The following is a 22,182-nucleotide window of genomic DNA, read 5'->3' on the forward strand; positions in this document are numbered from 1 at the left end:
CATATCTAAGAGAATTAAAATTAATGAAATCCGGTAAGATTTTTCTTTCTACCCTTTATATATTGTTTGCTATCAATGCTTCGGCAGAAGTGGCTCAATCTAAAAGTGATGGGCTGGACGATCGCATTAATATGGCAAAACCAAAACTTCCACAAACAGAGGCACAAATTTCTACACCAAAGAGAGAAAATATTTCAATGAGCAGTGCCGAACTACAGCAGCATCCCGATTTAATCATTCGTGGATTAGTTCCAGCCGTCTTACAAAATAATGCGAAAGCCGTAGAAATTTTACTCCCGTTTTATAAAAACTTACCTAATCAGGATCCCACTTTATTAGCTTGGTCTGAATCGATTCTAGCACGTCATCAAGGAAATTTTTCTCTGGCAGCCGAGCGTTATCGAACTTTATTTAGTCAGCATTCGCATATCATCGCCTTACGTTATCAGTTAGCACAAGCTTTATTTTTAAACAATGATAATGAAGCAGCAAAAGATCAATTTCAAAAATTACGTGCGGAAGATATCTCTCCGGAAAGCATTCAAATTATTGATCAATATTTATCTGCCTTAAACAAACGTAATCAATGGAAAGTAAATGGCGGGATCAGTTATTTAAATGAATCAAACATCAATAACGCCCCTAAATCCGGCACAAAAATTGGTAATTGGAATGCTTGGGAAAAAGAAAGTGCACAAGGTTTTTCCTACTATTTGAATGGCGAGAAAAAATGGTCTTGGGCGAATAATGTATTCACAAAATTGCAACTTGAAGGACAAGGTCGATATTTTTGGAATAACAGAAAATACAATGAATTAAATCTTCGTGTAGGAGCAGGTTTAGGCTATCAAACTGCACGTTTTGAAAACTTACTCACCCCCTTTACAGAAAAACGTTGGTATGGCGGTGGCTCATCGGGTGGTGATGCATTAAAACAATATGCTAAAAATTCCGGTATACGATTAGAAACAAACTATTGGTTAAATGAAAAATGGCAAATTTCGACCGCACTTGAGTATGGTGAACAACGTTATAACTGGCGGAAACATTTAAATGGCAATAATTACCTTTGGTCAAACACCTTACTTTATACTCCACAAAGCGGGCAATACTGGCTTATAGGCATAGATTATAACCGTGAAAATACACGAGACCATGATAACGCTTATCAACGTAAAAATATTCGTCTCGCTTGGGGACAAGAATGGTCATTAGGTATTTCCTCCCGTTTAAATCTTGCTTATGCAAGGCGAACATATAAGGATATTGATTTCTTTCAGATTCGTCAGAAAAATAATGAGTATTTTACTGCATTGACCTTATGGCATCGCGATTTCTATTTTTTGGGGATTACTCCAAAACTGACGTGGACTTATCAAAAAATAAAAAGTAACCATCCTTTTTATAGTTATGATAAAAACCGCATTTATTTAGAAATGAGCAAAATATTTTAAGGAGGCCTTACTTTATGACACTCACACAACGATACCAACAAGCAGCTAAGGAAGCAAAATGGGCATTAGGACTAACGCTCATCTATGTGGTGGGCTGGTGTTTATGTGCTTACCTACCGAAAGAGACTTTAGGTCCAATCGGTTTTCCCCTTTGGTTTGAGCTTTCCTGCATCTATTTACCGATTTTGTTTATTGTAGTCGGCTATTGGCTGATCAAAATCGTCTATCAAGATATTTCCTTAGAAATCAAGGAGAAAGGAGATAACCAATGAATCTAGGCATTATTCTCCCTTTAATCATTTACCTTACTTTTGTGTTTGGTGCAGCGATCTATGCTTATGTGAAACGCACAAGAGGTGATTTTTTAACAGAATATTATGTGGGAAATCGCTCTATGACTGGTTTTGTGCTTGCCATGACTACCGCCTCCACCTATGCCAGTGCCAGTTCTTTTGTCGGCGGCCCGGGCGCAGCGTATAAATATGGGCTGGGCTGGGTACTATTAGCGATGATTCAGGTGCCGGCAGTCTGGCTTGCTTTAGGTGCGTTGGGCAAAAAATTCGCCCTTCTTTCCCGTGAAACCAACGCTCTCACTATCAACGATCTTTTTCTGTATCGATATAAAAACAAATATCTTGTTTGGATTTCAAGCCTCGCTTTATTACTCGCTTTTTTTGCCGCGATGACCGTGCAATTTATCGGCGGTGCACGATTGCTTGAAACAACCATTGGAATTTCTTACACGCAGGCTCTTTTACTTTTTGCTTTCACCGTGGGAATCTATACCTTTATCGGCGGTTTTCGTGCGGTCGTGCTGACCGATACTATCCAAGGTACAGTGATGATTATTGGTACCATCATTTTACTTGGCGGCACAATTTATGCCCTTGGCGGAGTAGAAAGTGCGGTCAATAAATTAACCGAAATTGATCCTGCGTTAGTTACCCCCTACGGCCCAAATGAGATGCTTGATTTTCAATTTATGGCGTCATTTTGGATTTTAGTTTGTTTCGGAGTGGTAGGGCTACCACACACGGCGGTTCGTTGTATGGCATTTAAAGACAGTAAAGCGTTACATCAAGGTATGTTGATCGGTACCATTGTGCTTTCTTTAATTATGTTTGGTATGCACTTATCCGGTGCATTAGGGCGTGCGATTATTCCTGAGCTCACCATTGCCGATCAGGTTATTCCAACATTAATGTTACAAGTGCTACCGCCAATTGTAGCGGGGATTTTTTTAGCTGCGCCAATGTCCGCCATTATGTCAACGATTGATGCGCAACTTATTCAATCCTCCTCAATTTTTGTCAAAGATTTATACCTTTCCGCTAAACCGGAAGAGGCAAAGAACGAAAAAAAAATCAGCTATTTTTCTTCCATTATTACGCTGATTTTAACCGCACTTTTAATTCTCGCCGCCCTTAATCCGCCGGATATGATCATTTGGCTGAACTTGTTCGCTTTTGGTGGGTTGGAAGCCGCATTTTTATGGGTTATTGTGTTGGGGATTTATTGGGATAAAGCCAATGCGTACGGCGCATTAAGCTCAATGATTGTCGGCTTGGGCAGCTATATTTTGCTCACACAACTCAGTGTGAAACTACTTGGATTCCATCAAATCGTTCCTGCATTAATCTTTGGTTTAATCGCATTCTTAGTAGGGAATAAATGGGGAGAAAGTCGCCTTGTGAAAACAAGTGAAAAATTATCCATCAATCACTAAAGTGATTGATTCACTCCTTTGGAGCCATTGGTAAAGTCAACGTTCAAAAAACTTGTTTTTTGTGACCGCACTTGAAAAATAACGGAATATCTATGATCTACCAAATTATCGCTCTGCTCCTTTGGAGCAGTTCATTAATCGCCGCAAAATTCACCTATTCGATGATGGATCCCGTGCTTGTTGTCCAAGTGCGGTTAATTATTGCGATGATTTTCGTGTTCCCCCTCTTTTTACGCCGTTGGAAAAAAATTGACAAGCCTATGCGCAAGCAGCTTTGGTGGCTTGCCTTTCTTAACTATACTGCCGTTTTCTTACTGCAATTTATCGGTTTAAAATATACCTCTGCCGCCAGTGCCGTCACGATGATTGGGCTTGAACCGCTACTGGTGGTGTTTGTCGGTCATTTCTTTTTTAAAGACCAAGCCAAATGGTTCCACTGGTTATTCGGTGCTATCGCATTTTTAGGGGTTGCCGTGATGATCAATGGCGGGCAACACAATGAAGGGATTAATGAAATTAGCTTATTCGGTTGTTTATTGGTGCTCAGTGCCGGAGTCATTTTTGCGAGTGTATTACGTTGGACACGCACCGTCGTAGCAAAAGTCTCAACACAAGCCTACACAGCGGTCAGTATTGTATTAGGGACGCTCACCACAATTCCTTTCACCCTGATTCTAACAGAAAATTGGGACATTAATTTAAACGGTTACGGTATCGCCGGCTTATTTTATCTTGCCATCGGTTGCAGTTGGCTTGCCTTTTGGCTGTGGAATAAAGGGTTAAACAGTGTCGATGCCAATCTTTCTGGTATTTTAGTTTCCCTTGAACCCTTATTCGGCATTTTATTTGCGGTTCTGTTACTTGGGGAAACTCTCTCATTTTCGACCGCACTTGGCATCACACTCATTATGTTTGCCACCCTTGGTTCAACGTTACTGCCGAAATTTTTGAAAAAATCGGTATAATGTCCCCTATTTTTATAGCATTAAGGAAAACACATGGCTTGGATTCAAATTCGTCTGAATAGTACAAATGAAAAAGCAGAAAAAATGAGCGATTTTCTAGAAGAAATCGGTGCCGTTTCCGTGACTTTTATGGATAGCCAAGATACGCCGATTTTTGAACCGCTACCCGGTGAAACCCGACTTTGGGGTAATACGGATGTCATGGCATTATTTGATGCGGAAACCGACATGACAAAAATTGTCGATTTACTGCATCAAGCGAGACATTTAGACGAAAATACCGCTTATAAAATTGAACAAATTGAAGACAAAGATTGGGAACGGGAATGGATGGATAATTTTCACCCAATGCAATTTGGCAAACGTTTATGGATTTGCCCAAGTTGGCGTGAAATTCCCAATGAAAATGCCGTCAATGTCATGCTTGATCCCGGATTAGCTTTCGGCACCGGTACGCACCCGACAACAGCACTCTGTTTAGAATGGCTGGACGGTCTGGATTTGAAAGGCAAAACCGTTATTGATTTCGGTTGCGGCTCCGGCATTTTAGCTATTGCGGCGCTAAAACTTGGTGCAAAAAGTGCGGTCGGAATTGACATCGATCCGCAAGCTATTCTTGCCAGCCGTAATAATGCAGAACAAAATAGCGTAGCAGATCGCTTACAACTCTTTTTATCCGACGAAAAACCGACGGATCTAAAAGCGGATATTGTCGTAGCCAATATTCTTGCCGGTCCGTTAAAAGAGCTTTATCCGGTGATTAGCCAGCTCGTAAAAGAAAACGGCGAACTTGGCTTATCCGGCATTTTAGAAACGCAAGCCCAATCCGTATGTGAAAGCTACGCACAAACCTTTACTTTAGATCCTTTGGCAGTGCGTGAAGAATGGTGCCGTATTACAGGCAAACTAAAAATAGCTTAATTTCTTGTTGTCAATCAAAAAAAGGGTGTTTTTTGAACAAAATTCGCCTTGCAAATAAATGCAAAATGCGTATCATAGCACGCCTTGTCGATTATAGCTCTGTTCGATAATAATAGGATTTAGGCTTTTAAGGTGGTAAAGGTAAAATGCAAATCGGTTCATACCAATTAAAAAACCGTGTTTTACTTGCGCCCATGGCAGGCATTACCGATAAACCTTTTCGTCGCCTATGTGCGCATTATGGTGCTGGTCTGACCTTTTCAGAAATGATGTCCACGAACCCACAAGTTTGGCATACTGAAAAATCGAGACTGCGTTTGGCACATAGCGATGAACTGGGTATTAATGCCGTGCAAATTGCGGGTTCCGATCCGCTGGAAATGGCAAAAGCTGCCACCGTAAACGTGGAATACGGTGCAGAAATTATTGATATCAATATGGGATGCCCCGCCAAAAAAGTCAATCGTAAACTGGCAGGTTCCGCTTTGTTACAGTTTCCCGAACTGGTAGAAAAAATTCTACGGGAAGTGGTCAGTGCAGTTGATGTGCCGGTCACTTTAAAAATTCGCACAGGCTGGGATAAATCCAATCGAAATTGCGTACAAATCGGCAAAATTGCCGAACAATCCGGTGTTCAGGCTTTAACCATTCATGGGCGAACGCGAGAATGCCTTTTTGAAGGGGAAGCCGAATACGACAATATTCGCTCGGTTAAACAAACTATTTCTATTCCTGTAATTGCGAATGGAGATATTGATTCCGCCGCGAAAGCAAAAGCAGTACTTGATTATACGGGTGCTGATGCAATTATGATCGGTCGTGCCGCACTAGGTAATCCGTGGCTATTCCAAGCCGTAGATAGTCTAATTGAGTACGATTCGATAATACAAACACCAAGTTTAAGTGAAAAGTGCGGTCAAATTTTGCGTCATATTCAAGAATTACATCAATTCTATGGCGAACAAAAGGGTTATCGCATTGCACGTAAACATGTGTCTTGGTATTTACAGGGAATTCAACCCGATTCCGTTTTTAGACAGGCTTTTAACACAATTAATGATGCCGAAGAGCAACTTATTGTGTTAGAGGATTTTTTAAATTCAATTTTGGATAAAGAAAAATGTTAGAACAACAACGTAATCCATCTGAAGCATTAACTGTTTCAGTTTTAAACTCTCAATCACAGGTAACCAATAAACCATTACGTGATTCTGTCAAACAAGCATTGCGCAATTATTTATCACAATTAGATGGTCAAGATGTGAATGATCTTTACGAATTAGTATTAGCGGAAGTTGAACACCCAATGTTAGATATGGTTATGCAATATACTCGTGGTAACCAAACCCGTGCTGCCAATATGCTTGGTATCAACCGTGGTACTTTACGTAAAAAATTGAAAAAATACGGTATGGGTTAATCTTTAATATTCTAGGTTAAACAAAAAAGACGAACATCTGTTCGTCTTTTTTATTATATTCGATTTATATATGCCCAAGTTTCTTTCATTAAATCCAGTTTAGAAGTGTAACCGACACCGATATTGTAATGAATTAACACTTTATCTAAATTTTTAAATGAATCATAATTCGAAAGAGAGAATCCTAAATGACCTATATGATTCAAGGTATTAATATCAAGATCCGAGTTATATAAAGCAACATTAAAAAACGGTTGATCGCCATGCCTGTCTTCCATAAATCTGTATTGTATAACTTTATCCATAATCAATTTTACTTTAGATAAGTCATTGATAATGAATAAACCTGAATTTAATACATGAAACTCTTTTAATCAATAGGATACAGTAATTAAAAAAGCCAATGGTATTATATACCATTGGCTTTTATTCTTTACGATTGTGAATTAAGCAATAACCGCTTTTTCAACAACACGAACTAATGTCCAAGACTTGGTTTTTGATAGAGGGCGGCACTCGCGAATCTCTACGGTATCACCAACTTTGGCTTCATTGTTTTCATCGTGTACGTGTAATTTTGTTGTACGACGGATAAATTTACCGTATAACGGATGTTTTACCTTACGTTCAATTGCAACAACGAAAGATTTTTCCATTTTGTCGCTAACAACTTTACCTTGTACGCTACGAATTTTATCAGTCATTACTCACCCGCCTTTTCGGTTAATACAGTTTTTACACGTGCAATATCACGACGCACTTGTTTAGCCTGATGGGTTTGTTGAAGCTGACCGGTGGCTGTTTGCATACGCAATTTGAATTGTTCACCTAGAAGGTTTAATAATTCAGCATTCAGCTCTTCAACACTTTTTGTACGTAAATCTTGAGCTTTCATTACATCACCGTCTTAGTTACGAAGGTAGTCTTAACCGGCAATTTTGCTGCTGCTAATGCAAAAGCATTTCTTGCCACTTCTTCAGACACACCATCCATTTCATAAAGCACTTTACCCGGTTGGATTAAGGCTACCCAGTATTCAACGTTACCTTTACCTTTACCCATACGGACTTCTAATGGTTTTTCAGTAATTGGTTTATCTGGGAATACACGAATCCAGATTTTACCTTGACGTTTTACCGCACGAGACATCGCACGACGTGCCGCTTCAATTTGACGAGCGGTTAAACGGCAACGACCAACTGCTTTTAAACCGTAAGTACCAAAGCTCACTTCAGTACCATTTGCGATACCACGGTTGCGGCCTTTGTGAACTTTACGGAATTTTGTACGTTTTGGTTGCAACATTTAGCGTTTCTCCTTACTTACGACCTTTACCGCGCGGAGCCTTTCTCGGCTTGTCGGCAGGTTGTTGTTCTGATTGCGCAACGGCAGCCATTCCACCAAGAATCTCACCTTTGAAGATCCACACTTTTACGCCGATTACGCCGTAAGTTGTGTGTGCTTCTGCAGTGTTATAATCGATGTCTGCACGAAGAGTATGGAGAGGTACACGGCCTTCACGATACCATTCTGAACGTGCAATTTCTGCACCACCTAAACGACCGCTAACCTCAACTTTGATACCTTTCGCACCTAAACGCATTGCGCTTTGTACCGCACGTTTCATCGCGCGACGGAACATAACACGACGTTCTAATTGAGAAGCGATGCTTTCTGCAACTAATTTCGCATCTAATTCAGGTTTTTTCACTTCAGCAATGTTAATTTGAGCCGGAACGCCAGCAATTTTAGATACTGCGTTACGTAATTTTTCAACATCTTCACCTTTTTTACCGATTACGATACCAGGACGAGCTGTGTGAATAGTTACACGAATACTTTTAGCCGGACGCTCAATCGTAATACGTGAAACTGAAGCATTTGCTAATTCTTTATTTAAGAATTGGCGTACTTTGAAATCGCCTTCAAGATTGTTAGCGAAGTCTTGTGTATTCGCGAACCAAGTAGAGCTCCAAGGTTTAACAATACCTAGGCGAATACCATGTGGATGTACTTTTTGACCCATTGCTATTCTCCTACTGATTAACGATCCGACACAACCACAGTGATGTGGCTAGTACGTTTTAAAATACGATCTGCACGACCTTTAGCACGTGGCATAACACGTTTCATGCTAGGACCTTCATCTACGAAGATTTTAGCAACTTTAAGATCATCAATATCTGCACCATCATTGTGCTCTGCGTTTGCAATAGCAGATTCCAAAACTTTCTTCACTAAAGACGCTGCTTTTTTGTTAGTGAAAGTTAAGATTTCTAATGCTTGCGCAACTTTTTTACCACGAATTAAATCGGCAACTAAGCGAGCTTTTTGGGCAGAAGTGCGAGCGTAACGATGTTTTGCAATAGTTTCCATCTATTTACCTCTTATTTCTTAGCTTTCTTATCTGCCGCGTGACCGCGGTATGTACGAGTCGGTGCAAATTCACCTAATTTATGACCGATCATTTCATCAGATACATAAACTGGAACATGCTGACGACCATTATGGACTGCGATGGTCAATCCGATCATTGATGGAATGATCATTGAACGACGGGACCAAGTTTTGATTGGTTTTTTATCCCCGCTTTCCACCGCCTTCTCTACCTTCTTCAACAAGTGTAGGTCAAGGAAAGGACCTTTCTTGAGAGAACGTGGCATGGCTAATCCTCTTTAATTTAATCTATTATTTGCCACGACGACGTACGATATATTTATCGGTACGTTTGTTGTGACGAGTTTTCTTACCTTTGGTTTGAACGCCCCAAGGTGTGACTGGATGTTTACCAAAGTTACGACCTTCACCACCACCGTGTGGATGGTCAACCGGGTTCATTGCAGTACCACGAACTGTTGGGCGAATACCTCTCCAGCGACTAGCACCGGCTTTACCCAATACGCGAAGCATATGCTCTGAGTTACCAACTTCACCAATTGTCGCAACACATTCCGCTAATACTTTACGCATTTCACCTGAACGTAAACGTAAGGTCACATAGTTTCCTTCACGTGCAATGATCTGTACATATGCGCCGGCAGAACGGGCAATTTGACCACCTTTACCTGGTTTTAATTCAACGTTATGTACTGTTGAACCAACCGGAATATTACGCATTGGTAACGCATTACCCACTTTGATTGGTGAGTTTACACCAGCTTGAATTTGATCGCCTACTGACAATCCTTTAGGTGCTAAGATATAACGACGTTCACCGTCTTTATAAAGCACTAAAGCGATGTTAGCAGAGCGGTTTGGATCATATTCTAAACGCTCAACAACCGCTGGGATATCTAACTTGTTACGTTTGAAATCGATTAAACGGTAGTGTTGCTTATGACCGCCACCAATGTGACGAGTTGTAATACGACCATAGTTGTTACGACCACCGGTTTTAGATTTAGCATCTAGTAATGGTGCGTAAGGTTTCCCCTTGTGTAATTCAGGGTTCACGATTTTAACAACGTGACGACGACCAGCGGAGGTCGGCTTACATTTAACGATAGCCATTCTTTATTCTCCTCCGATTACTCTGCACTGTCCACGAAGTCCAAATTTTGGCCTTCGGCTAAAGTTACATAAGCTTTTTTCCAGTCGCTGCGACGACCCATTTTAGTACCACGGCGTTTGGTTTTACCTTTAACAACCACAGTACGAACTGAATCTACTTTTACTTCAAATAATTGAGCAACAGCTGCAGCAATTTCAGCTTTGTTTGCATCCAAAGCAACTTTAAGTACAACAGTGTTAGATTTTTCAGCATTGTTAGTTGCTTTTTCAGAGATGTGCGGTGCACGAAGCACGCTCAGCAAACGTTCTTGACTCATGCTAAGATCTCCTCAATTTGTTTCACAGCATCAACAGTAACAATCACTTTATCAAAAGCGATTAAGCTTACCGGATCGATACCTTGCACATCACGTACGTCAACTTTATATAAGTTACGCGCTGCTAAGAACAGATTTTCATCTAAACTTGCTGTGATAATTAACGCATCTTCAACTGCTAAATCTTTTAATTTTTGTACTAAAACTTTAGTTTTTGGTGCATCAATCTCAAATTTCTCAACAACCATTAAGCGGTCTTGACGAACTAATTCAGAGAGAATGCTTTTAATTGCACCACGGTACATTTTTTTGTTCACTTTTTGGCTGTGATCTTGTGGTTTTGCCGCAAAGGTTGTACCACCAGAACGCCAGATTGGTGATTTGATATCACCTGAACGGGCACGACCAGTACCTTTTTGACGCCAAGGTTTTTTACCTGAACCAGACACTTCAGCACGAGTTTTTTGTGCACGAGTACCTTGACGCGCACCTGCTGCATAAGCAACAACAACTTGGTGGATCAATGCTTCGTTAAACTCACGTCCGAAGGTAGTTTCAGAAACAGTGAGTGCATTTGCACCTACAACTTGTAATTCCATCTCTATCTCCTAGACTTATGCTTTAACTGCCGGCTTAACGATAACATTACTATTGATTGCACCAGGTACAGAACCTTTTACTAATAGTAATTTACGCTCAGCATCTACACGAACAACTTCAAGTGATTGAACGGTTACACGCTCAGCACCCAAATGCCCTGCCATTTTTTTACCTTTAAACACACGACCCGGAGTTTGGTTTTGACCAATAGAACCAAGTACACGATGTGATAAAGAGTTACCGTGGGTAGCATCTTGAGTACGGAAATTCCAACGTTTAACACCACCTTGGAAACCTTTACCTTTAGAAGTACCGGTAACATCAACTTTTTTAACATCTACGAAGATGTCAACATTGATTTCTTGACCTAAAGTGAATTCTTCACCTTCAGTACGAAATTCCCATAAACCGCGACCAGCTTCAACACCTGCTTTCACGAAATGACCTGCTTCAGGCTTAGTTATACGATTCGCTTTTTTAGAACCTGTAGTAACTTGAATTGCAGTATAGCCATCGTTTTCAAGAGTTTTAACTTGAGTTACGCGGTTGGCTTCGATTTCGATAACGGTAACTGGTACTGACACACCGTCTTCATTGAAGATACGGGTCATACCAACTTTACGACCGACTAAACCAATCATTGTAATAACCTCTTAATTAACCTAGGCTGATCTGCACGTCAACGCCGGCAGCCAAATCTAAACGCATTAATGCATCAACAGTTTTTTCTGTTGGCTCTACGATATCTACTAAACGTTTGTGAGTACGAATTTCATATTGGTCACGCGCATCTTTATTTACGTGTGGAGAAATCAACACGGTGAAACGCTCTTTACGGGTTGGTAAAGGAATCGGACCACGAACTTGTGCACCGGTACGTTTAGCTGTTTCTACGATCTCCGCAGTAGATTGATCGATCAAACGATGATCGAATGCTTTTAAGCGGATACGGATTCTTTGGTTCTGCATTAGACCAGAGCTCCAATAAAATTTAGCTAATAAAAAAACTAACACCAACCACAATTCTAACTTCAAAATAGAAAAGGAGGTGCAAGTTACCTGTTATATAGTCTCCAAATCGGAAACATTGTTTGGCGTAACATATCGCTACGCACGTTTAATAAATGATTACATTAAACGGCTTTCACACTGAAAGCCTGCAAATACTACATAAAACCAAAACGGATTGCAAGGTATTTATTTAAAAATATACAAAAAGTGCGGTTGTTTTCCGCATTGTTTCAAAATCAAAACACGATGGAAAACAGCCGCACTTGAGAGACTGCATTTATATACGGCATTAAATAAATCTAATAACGTATAAAAAACTATGCTTTATTCATTACCATTCAAAATTTATGCCTGCATTATAGCTAACACTGCTACTACTCGGTGCCATTGCAATCCCTGCTTTAGCTGCAACATTCTGGTTAAAGCGATAACCACTACCAATAGCAAAAGCCGTTTCTGAATTATAACCACCAACAGCAGCACTCAAGTTAAATTTGCCCACATTATACGGTTGGAATAAACCGATTAATGCCGATTGTGCAGCAAAAGAACGTTTTACATTTTTTTCAAGTCTATCAACACGCCCTTCCAAATTACTGATACGAGCAATATTTTTAGTAATACTAGATCTATATTGTGCCATACCTGCTTTGTTTGTCGCTATGTCAGATTTATTCTGTGCAATACCCTCTTTATTTGTGGCTATGTCAGACTTATTCTGTGCAACACCCGCTTTATTTGTCGCTATGTCAGATTTATTCTGTGCAATACCCTCTTTATTTGTGGCTATGTCAGACTTATTCTGTGCAATACCCGCTTTATTTATCGCTATGTCAGATTTATTCTGTGCAATATCTGCTTTATTTGTTTTAATATCAAACTCATTCCCACTAACTCTTAATTCATGACCTTGAGTTATTTTATTTAACGCCTCAAACTGCACTTCATGAGAATTGACTGTAGATTGAACTGAGCCTAATGTATCATTAATACCGTTTGTTCTAGCAAACAATCCTCCGATCGCATCAAAGTGATGTCTAATATTTTCATTGATTTGGTCCAATGTATTATCGATATCCTCCGTTTTAGCAGTCAATAGATCGACCATACCAACGTTTCGTCCAACATCGTAATTGACTAGGTCCAATGTTTTATTGATATTCTCCATTTTAGCACTCAACACACTGATATCCTTAGTATTTTTCTCAACTTTATTGTTAATCTCTTGTACTCGTTGATCTGTGACTTGTGCAACCGAATAACTTGCAGTAAGACCTGCAAGTAAGGCTAATGCCAATGTTTTATTTGTAGTTAAATTTTTCATAATTTTTCTTCCAAAAATAAGTTTTTCAATTTTTATTTATTCACATATCTATGCATGTGAGGTGCATACTTATAATAAAAAAGGAAATAATTCTCAACAAAGACAAATATAAAAATTATATGACAGAGAGAAAAACAAATAAAATCAATTAGTTAACACTGATCGGAGGAGTTTAAAGAACAGTGAAAAATATCTTAACTATCTACCCTGCCCAACATTTATCTTAAAAACCAATGAAAAATTAGTTGTTTCAACTAATTTTTACACATTATACAGCTACATCCTGCTATTAGTGGGTTTTGATTATTTTAACAATAGTTATTATTGCTCTTTTTTTAAAGAAGAATGGATTTAAATGGTATTGCAGGAGAGGAAAATCGTCATATTAGGATAAATAATATTCATCAAAAAAGTGCAGCTTGCTTATGAACTAAAACATAACTAAGAGATGATAATGTATATTGTCCACTAGAGCTCTCTGTCGAAAAAATCGCATCTCATTAGCAACTGTATTTTTTACTTTCTAATGGAAAGACTGTTACTAATATAAAAAGTGCAGTTGTTTTCCATATTGTTTCAAAATCAAAACACGATGGAAAACAACTGCACTTTTCAATATCAACAATTAAACTCGATTATCAATCAAGGCAATATGTCTTTTGGCAGCGATCCAAGCACCAACATAGCCCATAGTTAAACAGCTGACTAAGAGAAAAATCAATTCTCCGACGGCTAAGCCGTTTAGGGCAAATTGTACGGCGAAAATATCGGTGACATACTTCATGGCAGAGGTGAAATAGCCAATGACAAAACTACTAAAAATGGCGGCAACAAAACCACCCAGCAGAGCATAAATCATACCGGTGTAAAGATAAGGACGGAGGATAAAGTGATCCGTTGCACCGAGTAATTTCATCACATCAATGTTTGCCCGGCTACTATACACATCGGAACGAATACTATTGCCAATCACCAAAAATACAGCGATTACCATTAATACGGTGCAAAAAATCGCTACGTGTGCCACCAGCCATGAAAGTGCGGTCAATTTTTCCATCCAATCATTATCTAAACGAACCTCTTGTACCCCTTTGATTTTATCGAGATTTGTGCGTAATGTTTCACGTTTTTCGGAGGTTTCAAAAGCTTTCGACGGTTTCACCATCACCACTGCCGGTAACGGATTGTCATCAAGAATTTCCAGCTCTTCACCAAAGCCCGACCAACTTTTAAATTCTTTCAGGCTCTCTTGACGAGAAACATAATTCAGGGAATCCACACCTTCTTGTTGGCGAATTTTTTCCACCACTAAATTGGCATCTTCTTCACTTAAATTTTTGTGTAAATAAATCGTGAGTTCGCTTTCCGGATAAAATTGTGTGGTGGCTAAATGTAAATTTTTCCACATTAAATAACTGATCGTCGGAATAGTGAGCGAAACGGCAATCACCAAAATCGTAAGCAACGTACCGAATTTGCGTTGCCACAAATCCGCCCACACCGCACGTAAGGTGTAAGCCGTTTTCACAAAAAAAGAGGCATCAGTTGATCGGCCCATGGTTTTTCCTTAATAACGTAAATAGCCTTGTTCAAGCACTAAACAAGGTTTTGGCTTTTGTTGAATTAAATTAATGTCGTGGGTGGCAATTAATACGGTCATTCCCAAACGATTAAATTCTTCAAAGAGATTAAAAATCCCTAAAGATAGCTCATCATCGAGATTCCCCGTGGGTTCATCCGCCAATAAAAGTTGAGGTTTATGCACAATAGCACGGGCAATATCAACCCGTTGTTGTTCCCCACCGGAAATTTGTGTCGGCAAATAATGCGCCTTATTACGCAGCCCTACGCGATCAAGAGACGCCATAGCACGTGAATGCGCATCTTTCGGGTGCATTCCGGCAATAATAAGCGGGAATGCCACATTTTCTACCACACTGCGATCCGTCAATAAACGATAATCTTGGTGAACCATGCCGATTTGGCGACGCAAAAACGGAATTTCATATTTTGACAGACGGGTGATATCGTGACCGTTAAACCAAATTTGTCCCGCATTAGCTTTTTCCATGCCCATAACCAGCTTAAGCAAGGTACTTTTCCCTGCGCCTGAATGCCCCACCAGATAGGTCATGCTACCGACCGGTAAATGAAAATTTAGTCCTTGCAATGCCGGTTGGGTTGCGCCGTGGTAGGCTTTTGAAACATTCGAGAACTTAATCACAGTTTTTCCTTATTCTTCATTTTCATGTACGAATAACGCATCGATGAATTCTGTTGCGTTAAACTCACGTAAATCTTCAATTTTCTCACCCACACCAATATAACGAATCGGTAAATTAAACTGATCCGCAATAGCAAAAATCACCCCGCCTTTTGCCGTACCATCCAGTTTTGTGAGAGAAATACTGGTTAAACCAACGGCTTCATTAAACAATTTCGCTTGGCTAATCGCATTTTGACCGGTTCCGGCATCCAACGTGAGCATAATTTCATGCGGTGCGCTTTCATCATATTTTTTCATTACCCGAACGATTTTTTTCAGCTCGTCCATCAAATTATTTTTATTTTGTAAGCGTCCTGCCGTATCGGCAATTAAGATATCAATGTTGCGTGCCGCAGCAGATTGCATCGCATCAAAAATAACAGAGGCGGAATCCGATCCCGTACTTTGTGCGACAACCGGAATATTATTTCGCTCGCCCCACACTTGTAGCTGCTCCACGGCCGCTGCACGGAAAGTATCGCCGGCGGCTAACATCACGGATTTACCTTCCGCTTGGAATTTCCGCGCAAGTTTGCCAATCGTGGTGGTTTTACCCACACCATTCACGCCTACCATTAAAATGACATAAGGTTTTTTCGAAGTATCGATTTTCAATGGTTGTGCGACCGGCTCAAGAATATTCGCCATTTCAACTTTGAGTTGTTGATAGAGTAGCTCCGCATCTTGTAATTGTTTGCGACTTGCGTGTTCAGTGAGGTTTTTAATGATTTTAGAGGTTGTCGGCACACCAATATCCGCAATTAACAATTGTTCTTCCAATTCCTCAAACAATTCATCATCAATTTTTTTGCCTAAGAAAAAACTGCGAAAACCTGCACCGATATTCTGTTTGGTTTTTAGTAACCCTTTCACTAAACGGCTGAAAAAACCACCTTCACTCGGTTTTTCACGGGTTTCACTCTGTACTTCCGCTTGTGATGCAGGATGAAATTCTTGTTTAACCTCTTCGACAATATCGGTTTCAATCTCTGTCCCTTCAACGGTGCTATTTTCTTCTACATTTTCAGGTTCAATAATCGCGTCAGGCTGCTCAAGTGCGGTTGAAATTTCTGAATTTTTTTCTTCTATTTCGGCTTGTTCCACCTCATCTTTTTGAGCATCTTCAGTTAAAACAGGGGCAAAATTGACCGCACTTTCTGCTTCATCTGACGGTTCTTTCACCTTTTCAACAGAAGGCTCGATAATTTCACTTTCAACAGCCGTTTCCTCGATTTTTTCTTCTTCCATTATTGGTTCAATTTGCGTGCTTTCTTGTTTTTTATTACGCCCAAATAATGATGCCCAAAATCCGCCTTTTTTATTTTCTTCTGCCATAAATTGTTCTCTTAACTGCCGTCCGATAAAAATGTGGTTCATTCTAGCAAAAAATCGTCTAAACTAAGCAGAATTTTCACTAAAAATCCGCTTCTTTATGAAAAAATCACAAGGACAATCTCCAAAAGGTGAAGTTCGCATTATCGCCGGGCTTTGGCGTGGTCGGAAATTACCCGTGTTAAACGCAGAGGGATTACGCCCCACCGGCGACCGAGTAAAAGAAACTTTATTCAATTGGTTAATGCCTTACATTCATCAAGCAAAATGCTTAGACGGTTTTGCCGGCAGCGGCTCGCTCGGGATTGAAGCCCTTTCCCGCCAAGCCGAAAAAGTAACATTTTTGGAAAAAGACAAAACCGTTGCCAATCAACTGAAAAAAAACCTGCATACCTTAAAATGCACGGAGGAACAGGCGCAGGTGCTCAATCAAAGTTGTTTGGATTTTTTAAAACTACCGCAAAATCAACCGCACTTTAATGTAGTTTTTCTCGATCCGCCTTTTCATTTTGGCTTGGCAGAGCAAGCGATCCGTCTGCTTGTTGAAAATAACTGGCTGTATCCAAATGCCCTCATTTATGTGGAAACGGAAAAACAAAATCACCTCAACACTCCTGAAAATTGGACATTATTAAAAGAGAAAACCACCGGCATGGTGAGTTATCGTTTATATCAAAACTGAGAAAAATTATGTTAGACATTGTTTTATACGAGCCGGAAATTCCCCAAAACACCGGCAATATTATTCGCCTTTGTGCCAATACCGGTTTTCGTTTGCACTTAATCGAGCCCCTCGGTTTCACTTGGGATGATAAACGTCTGCGTCGTTCGGGCTTGGATTATCACGAATTCGCCGAGATCAAACGCCACAAAACCTTTGAAGCGTTTTTAGAAAACGAAAAACCGAAACGCTTATTTGCCCTCACCACCAAAGGTTCGCCGGCTCACAGCCAAGTAAAATTTGAATTAGGCGATTATTTAATGTTCGGCCCTGAAACCCGCGGTATCCCGATGTCGATTTTAGACCGTCTGCCGATGGAACAGAAAATCCGAATTCCGATGACCGCCAACAGCCGCAGTATGAATTTATCCAATTCCGTGGCGGTTGCCGTGTATGAAGCTTGGCGACAGTTAGGCTATGAAAGTGCGGTCAATTTTTCTAATAAATAAAAACGAAAGGTGGGGTAGCCCACCTTTTTTAATGAAGAGAATGAAGATAAGCAAGATAACGTTGATAAATCACTTCATAGGATTCAACATTTTTTTGATGAGGAGAACATATTGAGTGGGGATCTAAATGCACAAATTCTTCACACAACGTCCCCAATTCCCCCTCACCATTTGCCCACATTGCTTGAATTGCGCCTCCAAGTGCCGCCGATTCATCTTCCAGCAAACACACTACTTCGGTGTTCATCGCATCGGCGATCATTTGTCGCCAAAACACACTTTTCGCGCCTCCGCCAATCAAACGAATTTGTGAGGTTGCCAAGCCTGCTTGGCGGAAAAGATCCAAACCGTAGCGCAAGGTAAAGGTTGCCCCTTCCATCATGGCTCGGCAAAGATTGGCTTGAGTGAAATTATTTGAATCCAAACCTAAAATACGAGCCTTTTCATTCGGTAAAGGCGGAATCCGCTCGCCATTAAAAAATGGCAAAATCGTCATTCCTTCCGCTCCAATCGGCGCCTGTTGCGCGAGATGATTAAATTCAGCCACATCAATATTGAGTAAATTCATCACTTGTTTATTTGATGAAGTCATATTCATCACACAAATGAGCGGCAACCAACCATTATTGCTTGAACAAAAATTAGCAATCATCGGGGGTAAATCTTGCAACGGTTTATGTGTGTAAGCATATAGAGTGCCGGATGTACCGAGACTCATAGTAACAATGCCTTCACGAATATTCCCTGTGCCTATTGCGCCCATCATATTATCGCCACCACCGGTGGAAACTATAACATCTTCGTTAAAACCGAATTGGGCCGCAATGTCAGGTTTTATCACACCCAATTTTGTTTCCGCAGAAAGCAAGGTTGGCAATACCTCCTCCATACTTAATTCCGGTGCAATTTGCGCAAATACTGTTGGATTCCACTGCCGTTTCACAATATCAAAATAACCGGTACCGGAAGCATCACCAAACTCCGTACAAAAATTGCCGGTAAGCCAATAATTAAGGTAATCGTGCGGTAACATAATTTTTCGGATTCGTCCAAAAACGGTTGGATAATGTTTGCGGAACCAACACAATTTAGAGGCGGTGTAACCCGTTTGACAGAGAATACCAAGCTGATGAAATACCTCCTCCTCACCACCAAGGCTTTCAATCAATGCCGCATTTTCATTTGCCGTTTCCGTATCACACCAAAGTTTTGCGTTGTATAAAGGTTGATCGTTCTCATCCAACAAAACTAAACCGTGTTGCTGACCGGAAATTCCAATAGCTTTCACTAAGCGTGGAGAAAAGTGCGGTGATATTTGCGCTTGTTTTAACGCACTATTTAATGCCTGTTTGAACGCCGCGATCCACCAACTCGGATGCTGCTCACGCCGTCCGTTTGATTGCTCAATCAAATCATGCGCGGCATAGCCCACGCCGATCACTTTTTTCTGCACAGAATCTACAACAATCGCTTTTGTACCCTGCGTACCACAATCAATGCCGATATACATACTGCCTCCCAAACCCAAAAGTGCGGTGAAAAATGACCGCACTTTTGAACTAAACCTTAACGATAAATGACTTGATTCACGATATTTTCTAAATACTCTTGCTGACCGGACATCGGTTTTGGATCAAATCCTTTTTCCTGAACAAGTCGGGCAAGTTGTTCCAAAGCGAGCTGACCTTGCAAAATTTGTTGACCGAGTTCACCGTTCCAACCGGCATAGCGCGCTTCAACGATTTTGTGTAAAGTTTCTTGTTGGAGCATTGTTGCCGCCCGTTTTAAAGATAATGCTAACACATCAATCGCCCCAATATGACCATGGAATAAATCATAAGGATCGGTACTTTGGCGACGAATTTTTGCATCAAAATTAAAACCACCCGTGGCAAATCCGCCATGTTTCAAAATTTCATACATTACTAAGGAGTTTTCCTCTACGCTGTTCGGGAATTGATCCGTATCCCAACCAAGTTGCGGATCACCACGATTAGCATCAATAGAACCGAAAATATCCAATGCACAAGCGGTTGCCACTTCATGTTGGAAACTATGTCCGGCAAGTGTCGCATGATTTGCCTCAATATTCACCTTAATTTCTTTTTCCAATCCAAATTGTTTTAGGAAACCATAAACGGTTGCCACATCATAATCATATTGATGTTTTGTCGGTTCTTGCGGTTTCGGCTCAATTAATAACGTGCCGTTGAAACCAATTTTATACTTATGTTCCACCACCATTTGCATAAAACGGCCAAGTTGTTCACGCTCACGTTTCAGATCCGTGTTAAGCAAGGTTTCATAGCCTTCACGCCCGCCCCACAATACATAGTTTTCCCCTCCTAAGCGTTTTGTGGCATTCATTGCATTGAATACCTGCATTGCCGCCCATGCAAACACTTCAGGATTCGGATTGGTCGATGCACCGGACATATAACGCGGATTAGTGAAACAATTTGCCGTTCCCCATAGCAGTTTTACTCCGGTTTCTGCTTGTTTGCATTCTAAAATATCCACAATATGATGGAAATTTTGTAAATATTCCTTTGCAGAATTGCCTTCCGGTGCGACATCCACATCATGAAAACAATAATAAGGTACGCCCAATTTACTGAAAAACTCAAAGGCAATCTCTGCTTTTTGTTCCGCCCCAGCAAGTGCATCAGCATTTTTTTGCCAACTTCGGTCAAAAGAACCCAGTCCAAACATATCATTCCCATTCCAGCAAAAAGTATGCCAATAACATACGGCTAAACGCAAATGTTCCGCCATAGTTTTGCCTAAAATGACCTGATTCGCATCATAGTGTTTAAAAGCAAAAGGGTTGGTTGATTGTACGCCTTCAAAGGTGATTTTTTCAATTTTATCGAAGTAGTTTGCCATAGGATTTTCCTCTTTGAATGATGAAATTTCCTGTATTTTTATGAAAAACACCTTATTCATCAATTACGTTATTTTGTTTTCCAATAGCGATAATTTGCAATTGTGGCATAGATCACAATTGTGAAAAAACGTAATGATAGTGAAAGATTTTATAATTGAAAGAGAGGGTTAAAATAAGAAAACTAACCATCGGAGCAACCGCTCTACCTTCTATTCAATTAACTATTGAGGTATCAGTATGAAAATTAAATCAGTTTTACTCACTCTTGCAGCGGCATTAACGGTATTGAGTAGTTCTGCCTATTCCAAAGATCTTAAAATCGGTTTATCTATTGATGATTTACGCTTAGAAAGATGGCAAAAAGACCGCGATATTTTCGTCAAAAAAGCAGAGTCCATGGGCGCAAAAGTTTTCGTACAATCGGCAAACGGTGATGATTCGGCACAAATCTCTCAAATTGAAAATATGATCAATAAGGATATTGATGTTTTAGTGATTATTCCGCACAACGGTGAAGTCTTGAGCAACGTTATCTCCGAAGCAAAAAAAGAAGGAATTAAAGTATTGGCTTATGACCGCTTAATTAATAATGCCGACTTGGATTTCTATATTTCTTTTGATAATGAAAAAGTCGGAGAATTACAAGCCAAAAGCGTTGTTGCGGTAAAACCGGAAGGTAATTATTTCCTAATGGGCGGTTCACCGGTTGATAACAACGCCAAATTGTTTAGAAAAGGGCAAATGAAAGTCTTAGAGCCTTTAATTAAAACGGGGAAAATTAAAGTGGTTGGCGATCAATGGGTAGATTCTTGGCTCGCTGAAAAAGCATTACAAATTATGGAGAACGCACTCACTGCCAATAAAAATAATATTGATGCGGTGGTCGCTTCAAATGATGCGACTGCCGGCGGGGCAATTCAAGCATTAAGTGCACAAGGATTATCGGGTAAAGTGGCTATTTCAGGTCAGGATGCGGATTTAGCTGCGATTAAACGCATTGTAAGCGGCTCACAAACCATGACGGTTTATAAGCCTATTACAAAACTTGCTGATACCGCCGCTCAAATCGCAGTGAAATTAGGCAAAAACGAAAACGTAGAATCAAACGCCGCGCTTAACAACGGACTTAAAAACGTACCTGCCTATTTACTTGACCCGATTGCCGTTGATAAAACCAATATTGATGAAACGGTCATTAAAGATGGTTTCCACACAAAAGAAAGCATTTATCAATAGGCTTAAAGGGGATGTCACTTCCCCTCTATTTTAGGGAGTATAG

The 22,182-nt window shown here is 40.3% G+C and carries 28 protein-coding genes; 10 read left to right on the forward strand and 18 right to left on the reverse strand.

Annotation, left to right across the window (positions count from 1 at the left end; translation table 11 throughout):
- The first annotated feature begins 23 nt into the window (after nucleotides 1-23).
- From PNEUHYL_RS11465 to fis, 7 genes are all read left to right on the forward strand, one after another.
- Complete coding sequence (locus PNEUHYL_RS11465) at nucleotides 24-1,454, forward strand: surface lipoprotein assembly modifier (protein WP_059368518.1); 1,431 nt, start codon at nucleotides 24-26, stop codon at nucleotides 1,452-1,454.
- Between the two features lie 14 nt (nucleotides 1,455-1,468).
- Nucleotides 1,469-1,726: a YhdT family protein gene (locus tag PNEUHYL_RS11470; protein WP_059368519.1), complete on the forward strand. Its 258-nt coding sequence runs from the start codon at nucleotides 1,469-1,471 to the stop codon at nucleotides 1,724-1,726.
- Nucleotides 1,723-3,180 carry a sodium/pantothenate symporter gene (gene panF / locus PNEUHYL_RS11475; RefSeq protein ID WP_059368520.1) on the forward strand — a complete coding sequence of 486 codons (1,458 nt, stop codon included), beginning with the start codon at nucleotides 1,723-1,725 and terminating at the stop codon, nucleotides 3,178-3,180. Before PNEUHYL_RS11470 ends, panF begins: the two co-directional genes overlap by 4 nt.
- 92 nt (nucleotides 3,181-3,272) lie before the next feature.
- Entirely contained in the window at nucleotides 3,273-4,145 is an 873-nt protein-coding gene (locus PNEUHYL_RS11480) for a DMT family transporter (RefSeq protein ID WP_059368521.1), read from the forward strand.
- A gap of 33 nt (nucleotides 4,146-4,178) precedes the next feature.
- Nucleotides 4,179-5,066: a 50S ribosomal protein L11 methyltransferase gene (prmA, locus tag PNEUHYL_RS11485; protein WP_059368522.1), complete on the forward strand. Its 888-nt coding sequence runs from the start codon at nucleotides 4,179-4,181 to the stop codon at nucleotides 5,064-5,066.
- Between the two features lie 146 nt (nucleotides 5,067-5,212).
- On the forward strand, nucleotides 5,213-6,193 hold the full coding sequence (dusB, locus tag PNEUHYL_RS11490; RefSeq protein ID WP_059368523.1) for a tRNA dihydrouridine synthase DusB: 981 nt from the start codon (nucleotides 5,213-5,215) through the stop codon (nucleotides 6,191-6,193).
- Nucleotides 6,187-6,486: a DNA-binding transcriptional regulator Fis gene (fis, locus tag PNEUHYL_RS11495; protein ID WP_018356238.1), complete on the forward strand. Its 300-nt coding sequence runs from the start codon at nucleotides 6,187-6,189 to the stop codon at nucleotides 6,484-6,486. The genes dusB and fis overlap by 7 nt, the downstream gene beginning before the upstream one ends.
- Before the next feature lie 53 nt (nucleotides 6,487-6,539).
- On the opposite strand, the gene PNEUHYL_RS11500 is transcribed toward fis, so the two are convergent.
- The 16 genes from PNEUHYL_RS11500 to ftsY all read right to left on the reverse strand — a co-directional run bounded on the left by PNEUHYL_RS11500 (nucleotide 6,540) and on the right by ftsY (nucleotide 16,849).
- Entirely contained in the window at nucleotides 6,540-6,791 is a 252-nt protein-coding gene (locus PNEUHYL_RS11500; protein ID WP_059368524.1) for a hypothetical protein, read from the reverse strand.
- 141 nt (nucleotides 6,792-6,932) lie between these two features.
- Nucleotides 6,933-7,190 (reverse strand): 30S ribosomal protein S17, encoded by a 258-nt coding sequence (gene rpsQ, locus PNEUHYL_RS11505; protein ID WP_005625886.1) that lies wholly within the window; start codon nucleotides 7,188-7,190, stop codon nucleotides 6,933-6,935.
- Nucleotides 7,190-7,381 (reverse strand): 50S ribosomal protein L29, encoded by a 192-nt coding sequence (rpmC, locus tag PNEUHYL_RS11510; protein ID WP_018356233.1) that lies wholly within the window; start codon nucleotides 7,379-7,381, stop codon nucleotides 7,190-7,192. Before rpmC ends, rpsQ begins: the two co-directional genes overlap by 1 nt.
- Complete coding sequence (rplP, locus tag PNEUHYL_RS11515) at nucleotides 7,381-7,791, reverse strand: 50S ribosomal protein L16 (protein ID WP_018356232.1); 411 nt, start codon at nucleotides 7,789-7,791, stop codon at nucleotides 7,381-7,383. The genes rpmC and rplP overlap by 1 nt, the downstream gene beginning before the upstream one ends.
- Nucleotides 7,792-7,804: 13 nt before the next feature.
- Complete coding sequence (gene rpsC, locus PNEUHYL_RS11520; RefSeq protein ID WP_059368525.1) at nucleotides 7,805-8,512, reverse strand: 30S ribosomal protein S3; 708 nt, start codon at nucleotides 8,510-8,512, stop codon at nucleotides 7,805-7,807.
- A 17-nt stretch (nucleotides 8,513-8,529) separates the two neighbouring features.
- Entirely contained in the window at nucleotides 8,530-8,862 is a 333-nt protein-coding gene (gene rplV / locus PNEUHYL_RS11525; protein WP_018356230.1) for a 50S ribosomal protein L22, read from the reverse strand.
- Between the two features lie 11 nt (nucleotides 8,863-8,873).
- Nucleotides 8,874-9,149, reverse strand: a complete 276-nt coding sequence (gene rpsS, locus PNEUHYL_RS11530) for a 30S ribosomal protein S19 (protein ID WP_005539416.1) — start codon at nucleotides 9,147-9,149, stop codon at nucleotides 8,874-8,876.
- Nucleotides 9,150-9,174: 25 nt separating this feature from the next.
- On the reverse strand, nucleotides 9,175-9,996 hold the full coding sequence (rplB, locus tag PNEUHYL_RS11535) for a 50S ribosomal protein L2 (RefSeq protein ID WP_059368526.1): 822 nt from the start codon (nucleotides 9,994-9,996) through the stop codon (nucleotides 9,175-9,177).
- A gap of 17 nt (nucleotides 9,997-10,013) precedes the next feature.
- On the reverse strand, nucleotides 10,014-10,313 hold the full coding sequence (rplW, locus tag PNEUHYL_RS11540) for a 50S ribosomal protein L23 (protein WP_018356228.1): 300 nt from the start codon (nucleotides 10,311-10,313) through the stop codon (nucleotides 10,014-10,016).
- Complete coding sequence (gene rplD / locus PNEUHYL_RS11545; RefSeq protein WP_059368527.1) at nucleotides 10,310-10,912, reverse strand: 50S ribosomal protein L4; 603 nt, start codon at nucleotides 10,910-10,912, stop codon at nucleotides 10,310-10,312. Before rplD ends, rplW begins: the two co-directional genes overlap by 4 nt.
- A gap of 15 nt (nucleotides 10,913-10,927) precedes the next feature.
- Nucleotides 10,928-11,554: a 50S ribosomal protein L3 gene (gene rplC, locus PNEUHYL_RS11550; RefSeq protein ID WP_059368528.1), complete on the reverse strand. Its 627-nt coding sequence runs from the start codon at nucleotides 11,552-11,554 to the stop codon at nucleotides 10,928-10,930.
- 16 nt (nucleotides 11,555-11,570) lie between these two features.
- Entirely contained in the window at nucleotides 11,571-11,882 is a 312-nt protein-coding gene (gene rpsJ / locus PNEUHYL_RS11555) for a 30S ribosomal protein S10 (RefSeq protein ID WP_001181005.1), read from the reverse strand.
- Between the two features lie 373 nt (nucleotides 11,883-12,255).
- Complete coding sequence (locus tag PNEUHYL_RS13820) at nucleotides 12,256-13,248, reverse strand: YadA C-terminal domain-containing protein (RefSeq protein WP_059368529.1); 993 nt, start codon at nucleotides 13,246-13,248, stop codon at nucleotides 12,256-12,258.
- A 625-nt stretch (nucleotides 13,249-13,873) separates the two neighbouring features.
- Complete coding sequence (gene ftsX / locus PNEUHYL_RS11565; RefSeq protein WP_059368530.1) at nucleotides 13,874-14,806, reverse strand: permease-like cell division protein FtsX; 933 nt, start codon at nucleotides 14,804-14,806, stop codon at nucleotides 13,874-13,876.
- Nucleotides 14,807-14,815: 9 nt separating this feature from the next.
- Nucleotides 14,816-15,472 (reverse strand): cell division ATP-binding protein FtsE, encoded by a 657-nt coding sequence (gene ftsE / locus PNEUHYL_RS11570; protein ID WP_059368531.1) that lies wholly within the window; start codon nucleotides 15,470-15,472, stop codon nucleotides 14,816-14,818.
- A gap of 9 nt (nucleotides 15,473-15,481) precedes the next feature.
- A complete protein-coding gene (gene ftsY, locus PNEUHYL_RS11575; protein ID WP_059368532.1) occupies nucleotides 15,482-16,849 on the reverse strand; it encodes a signal recognition particle-docking protein FtsY in 1,368 nt (455 codons plus the stop codon).
- A 97-nt stretch (nucleotides 16,850-16,946) separates the two neighbouring features.
- Here ftsY and rsmD point away from each other — a divergent pair, with 97 nt between their 5' ends.
- Both rsmD and trmL read left to right on the forward strand, forming a co-directional pair.
- On the forward strand, nucleotides 16,947-17,528 hold the full coding sequence (rsmD, locus tag PNEUHYL_RS11580; protein ID WP_059368533.1) for a 16S rRNA (guanine(966)-N(2))-methyltransferase RsmD: 582 nt from the start codon (nucleotides 16,947-16,949) through the stop codon (nucleotides 17,526-17,528).
- Nucleotides 17,529-17,536: 8 nt separating this feature from the next.
- The gene (gene trmL / locus PNEUHYL_RS11585) at nucleotides 17,537-18,016 is read left to right on the forward strand and encodes a tRNA (uridine(34)/cytosine(34)/5-carboxymethylaminomethyluridine(34)-2'-O)-methyltransferase TrmL (RefSeq protein WP_059368534.1); all 480 of its coding nucleotides are present in this window, start codon (nucleotides 17,537-17,539) and stop codon (nucleotides 18,014-18,016) included.
- Between the two features lie 28 nt (nucleotides 18,017-18,044).
- Here the strand turns inward: trmL and xylB are convergent, their stop codons facing one another.
- Together xylB and xylA are read right to left on the reverse strand one after the other, a co-directional pair.
- Nucleotides 18,045-19,526: a xylulokinase gene (gene xylB, locus PNEUHYL_RS11590; protein ID WP_059368535.1), complete on the reverse strand. Its 1,482-nt coding sequence runs from the start codon at nucleotides 19,524-19,526 to the stop codon at nucleotides 18,045-18,047.
- 56 nt (nucleotides 19,527-19,582) lie between these two features.
- A complete protein-coding gene (xylA, locus tag PNEUHYL_RS11595; RefSeq protein ID WP_059368536.1) occupies nucleotides 19,583-20,902 on the reverse strand; it encodes a xylose isomerase in 1,320 nt (439 codons plus the stop codon).
- 238 nt (nucleotides 20,903-21,140) lie between these two features.
- On the opposite strand from xylA, the gene xylF reads away from it, so the two are divergent.
- Complete coding sequence (gene xylF / locus PNEUHYL_RS11600; RefSeq protein ID WP_059368537.1) at nucleotides 21,141-22,139, forward strand: D-xylose ABC transporter substrate-binding protein; 999 nt, start codon at nucleotides 21,141-21,143, stop codon at nucleotides 22,137-22,139.
- The last annotated feature ends 43 nt before the right edge of the window (nucleotides 22,140-22,182 follow it).

Source organism: Rodentibacter caecimuris (assembly GCF_001019715.1).
GTDB classification, from domain to species: domain Bacteria; phylum Pseudomonadota; class Gammaproteobacteria; order Enterobacterales; family Pasteurellaceae; genus Rodentibacter; species Rodentibacter caecimuris.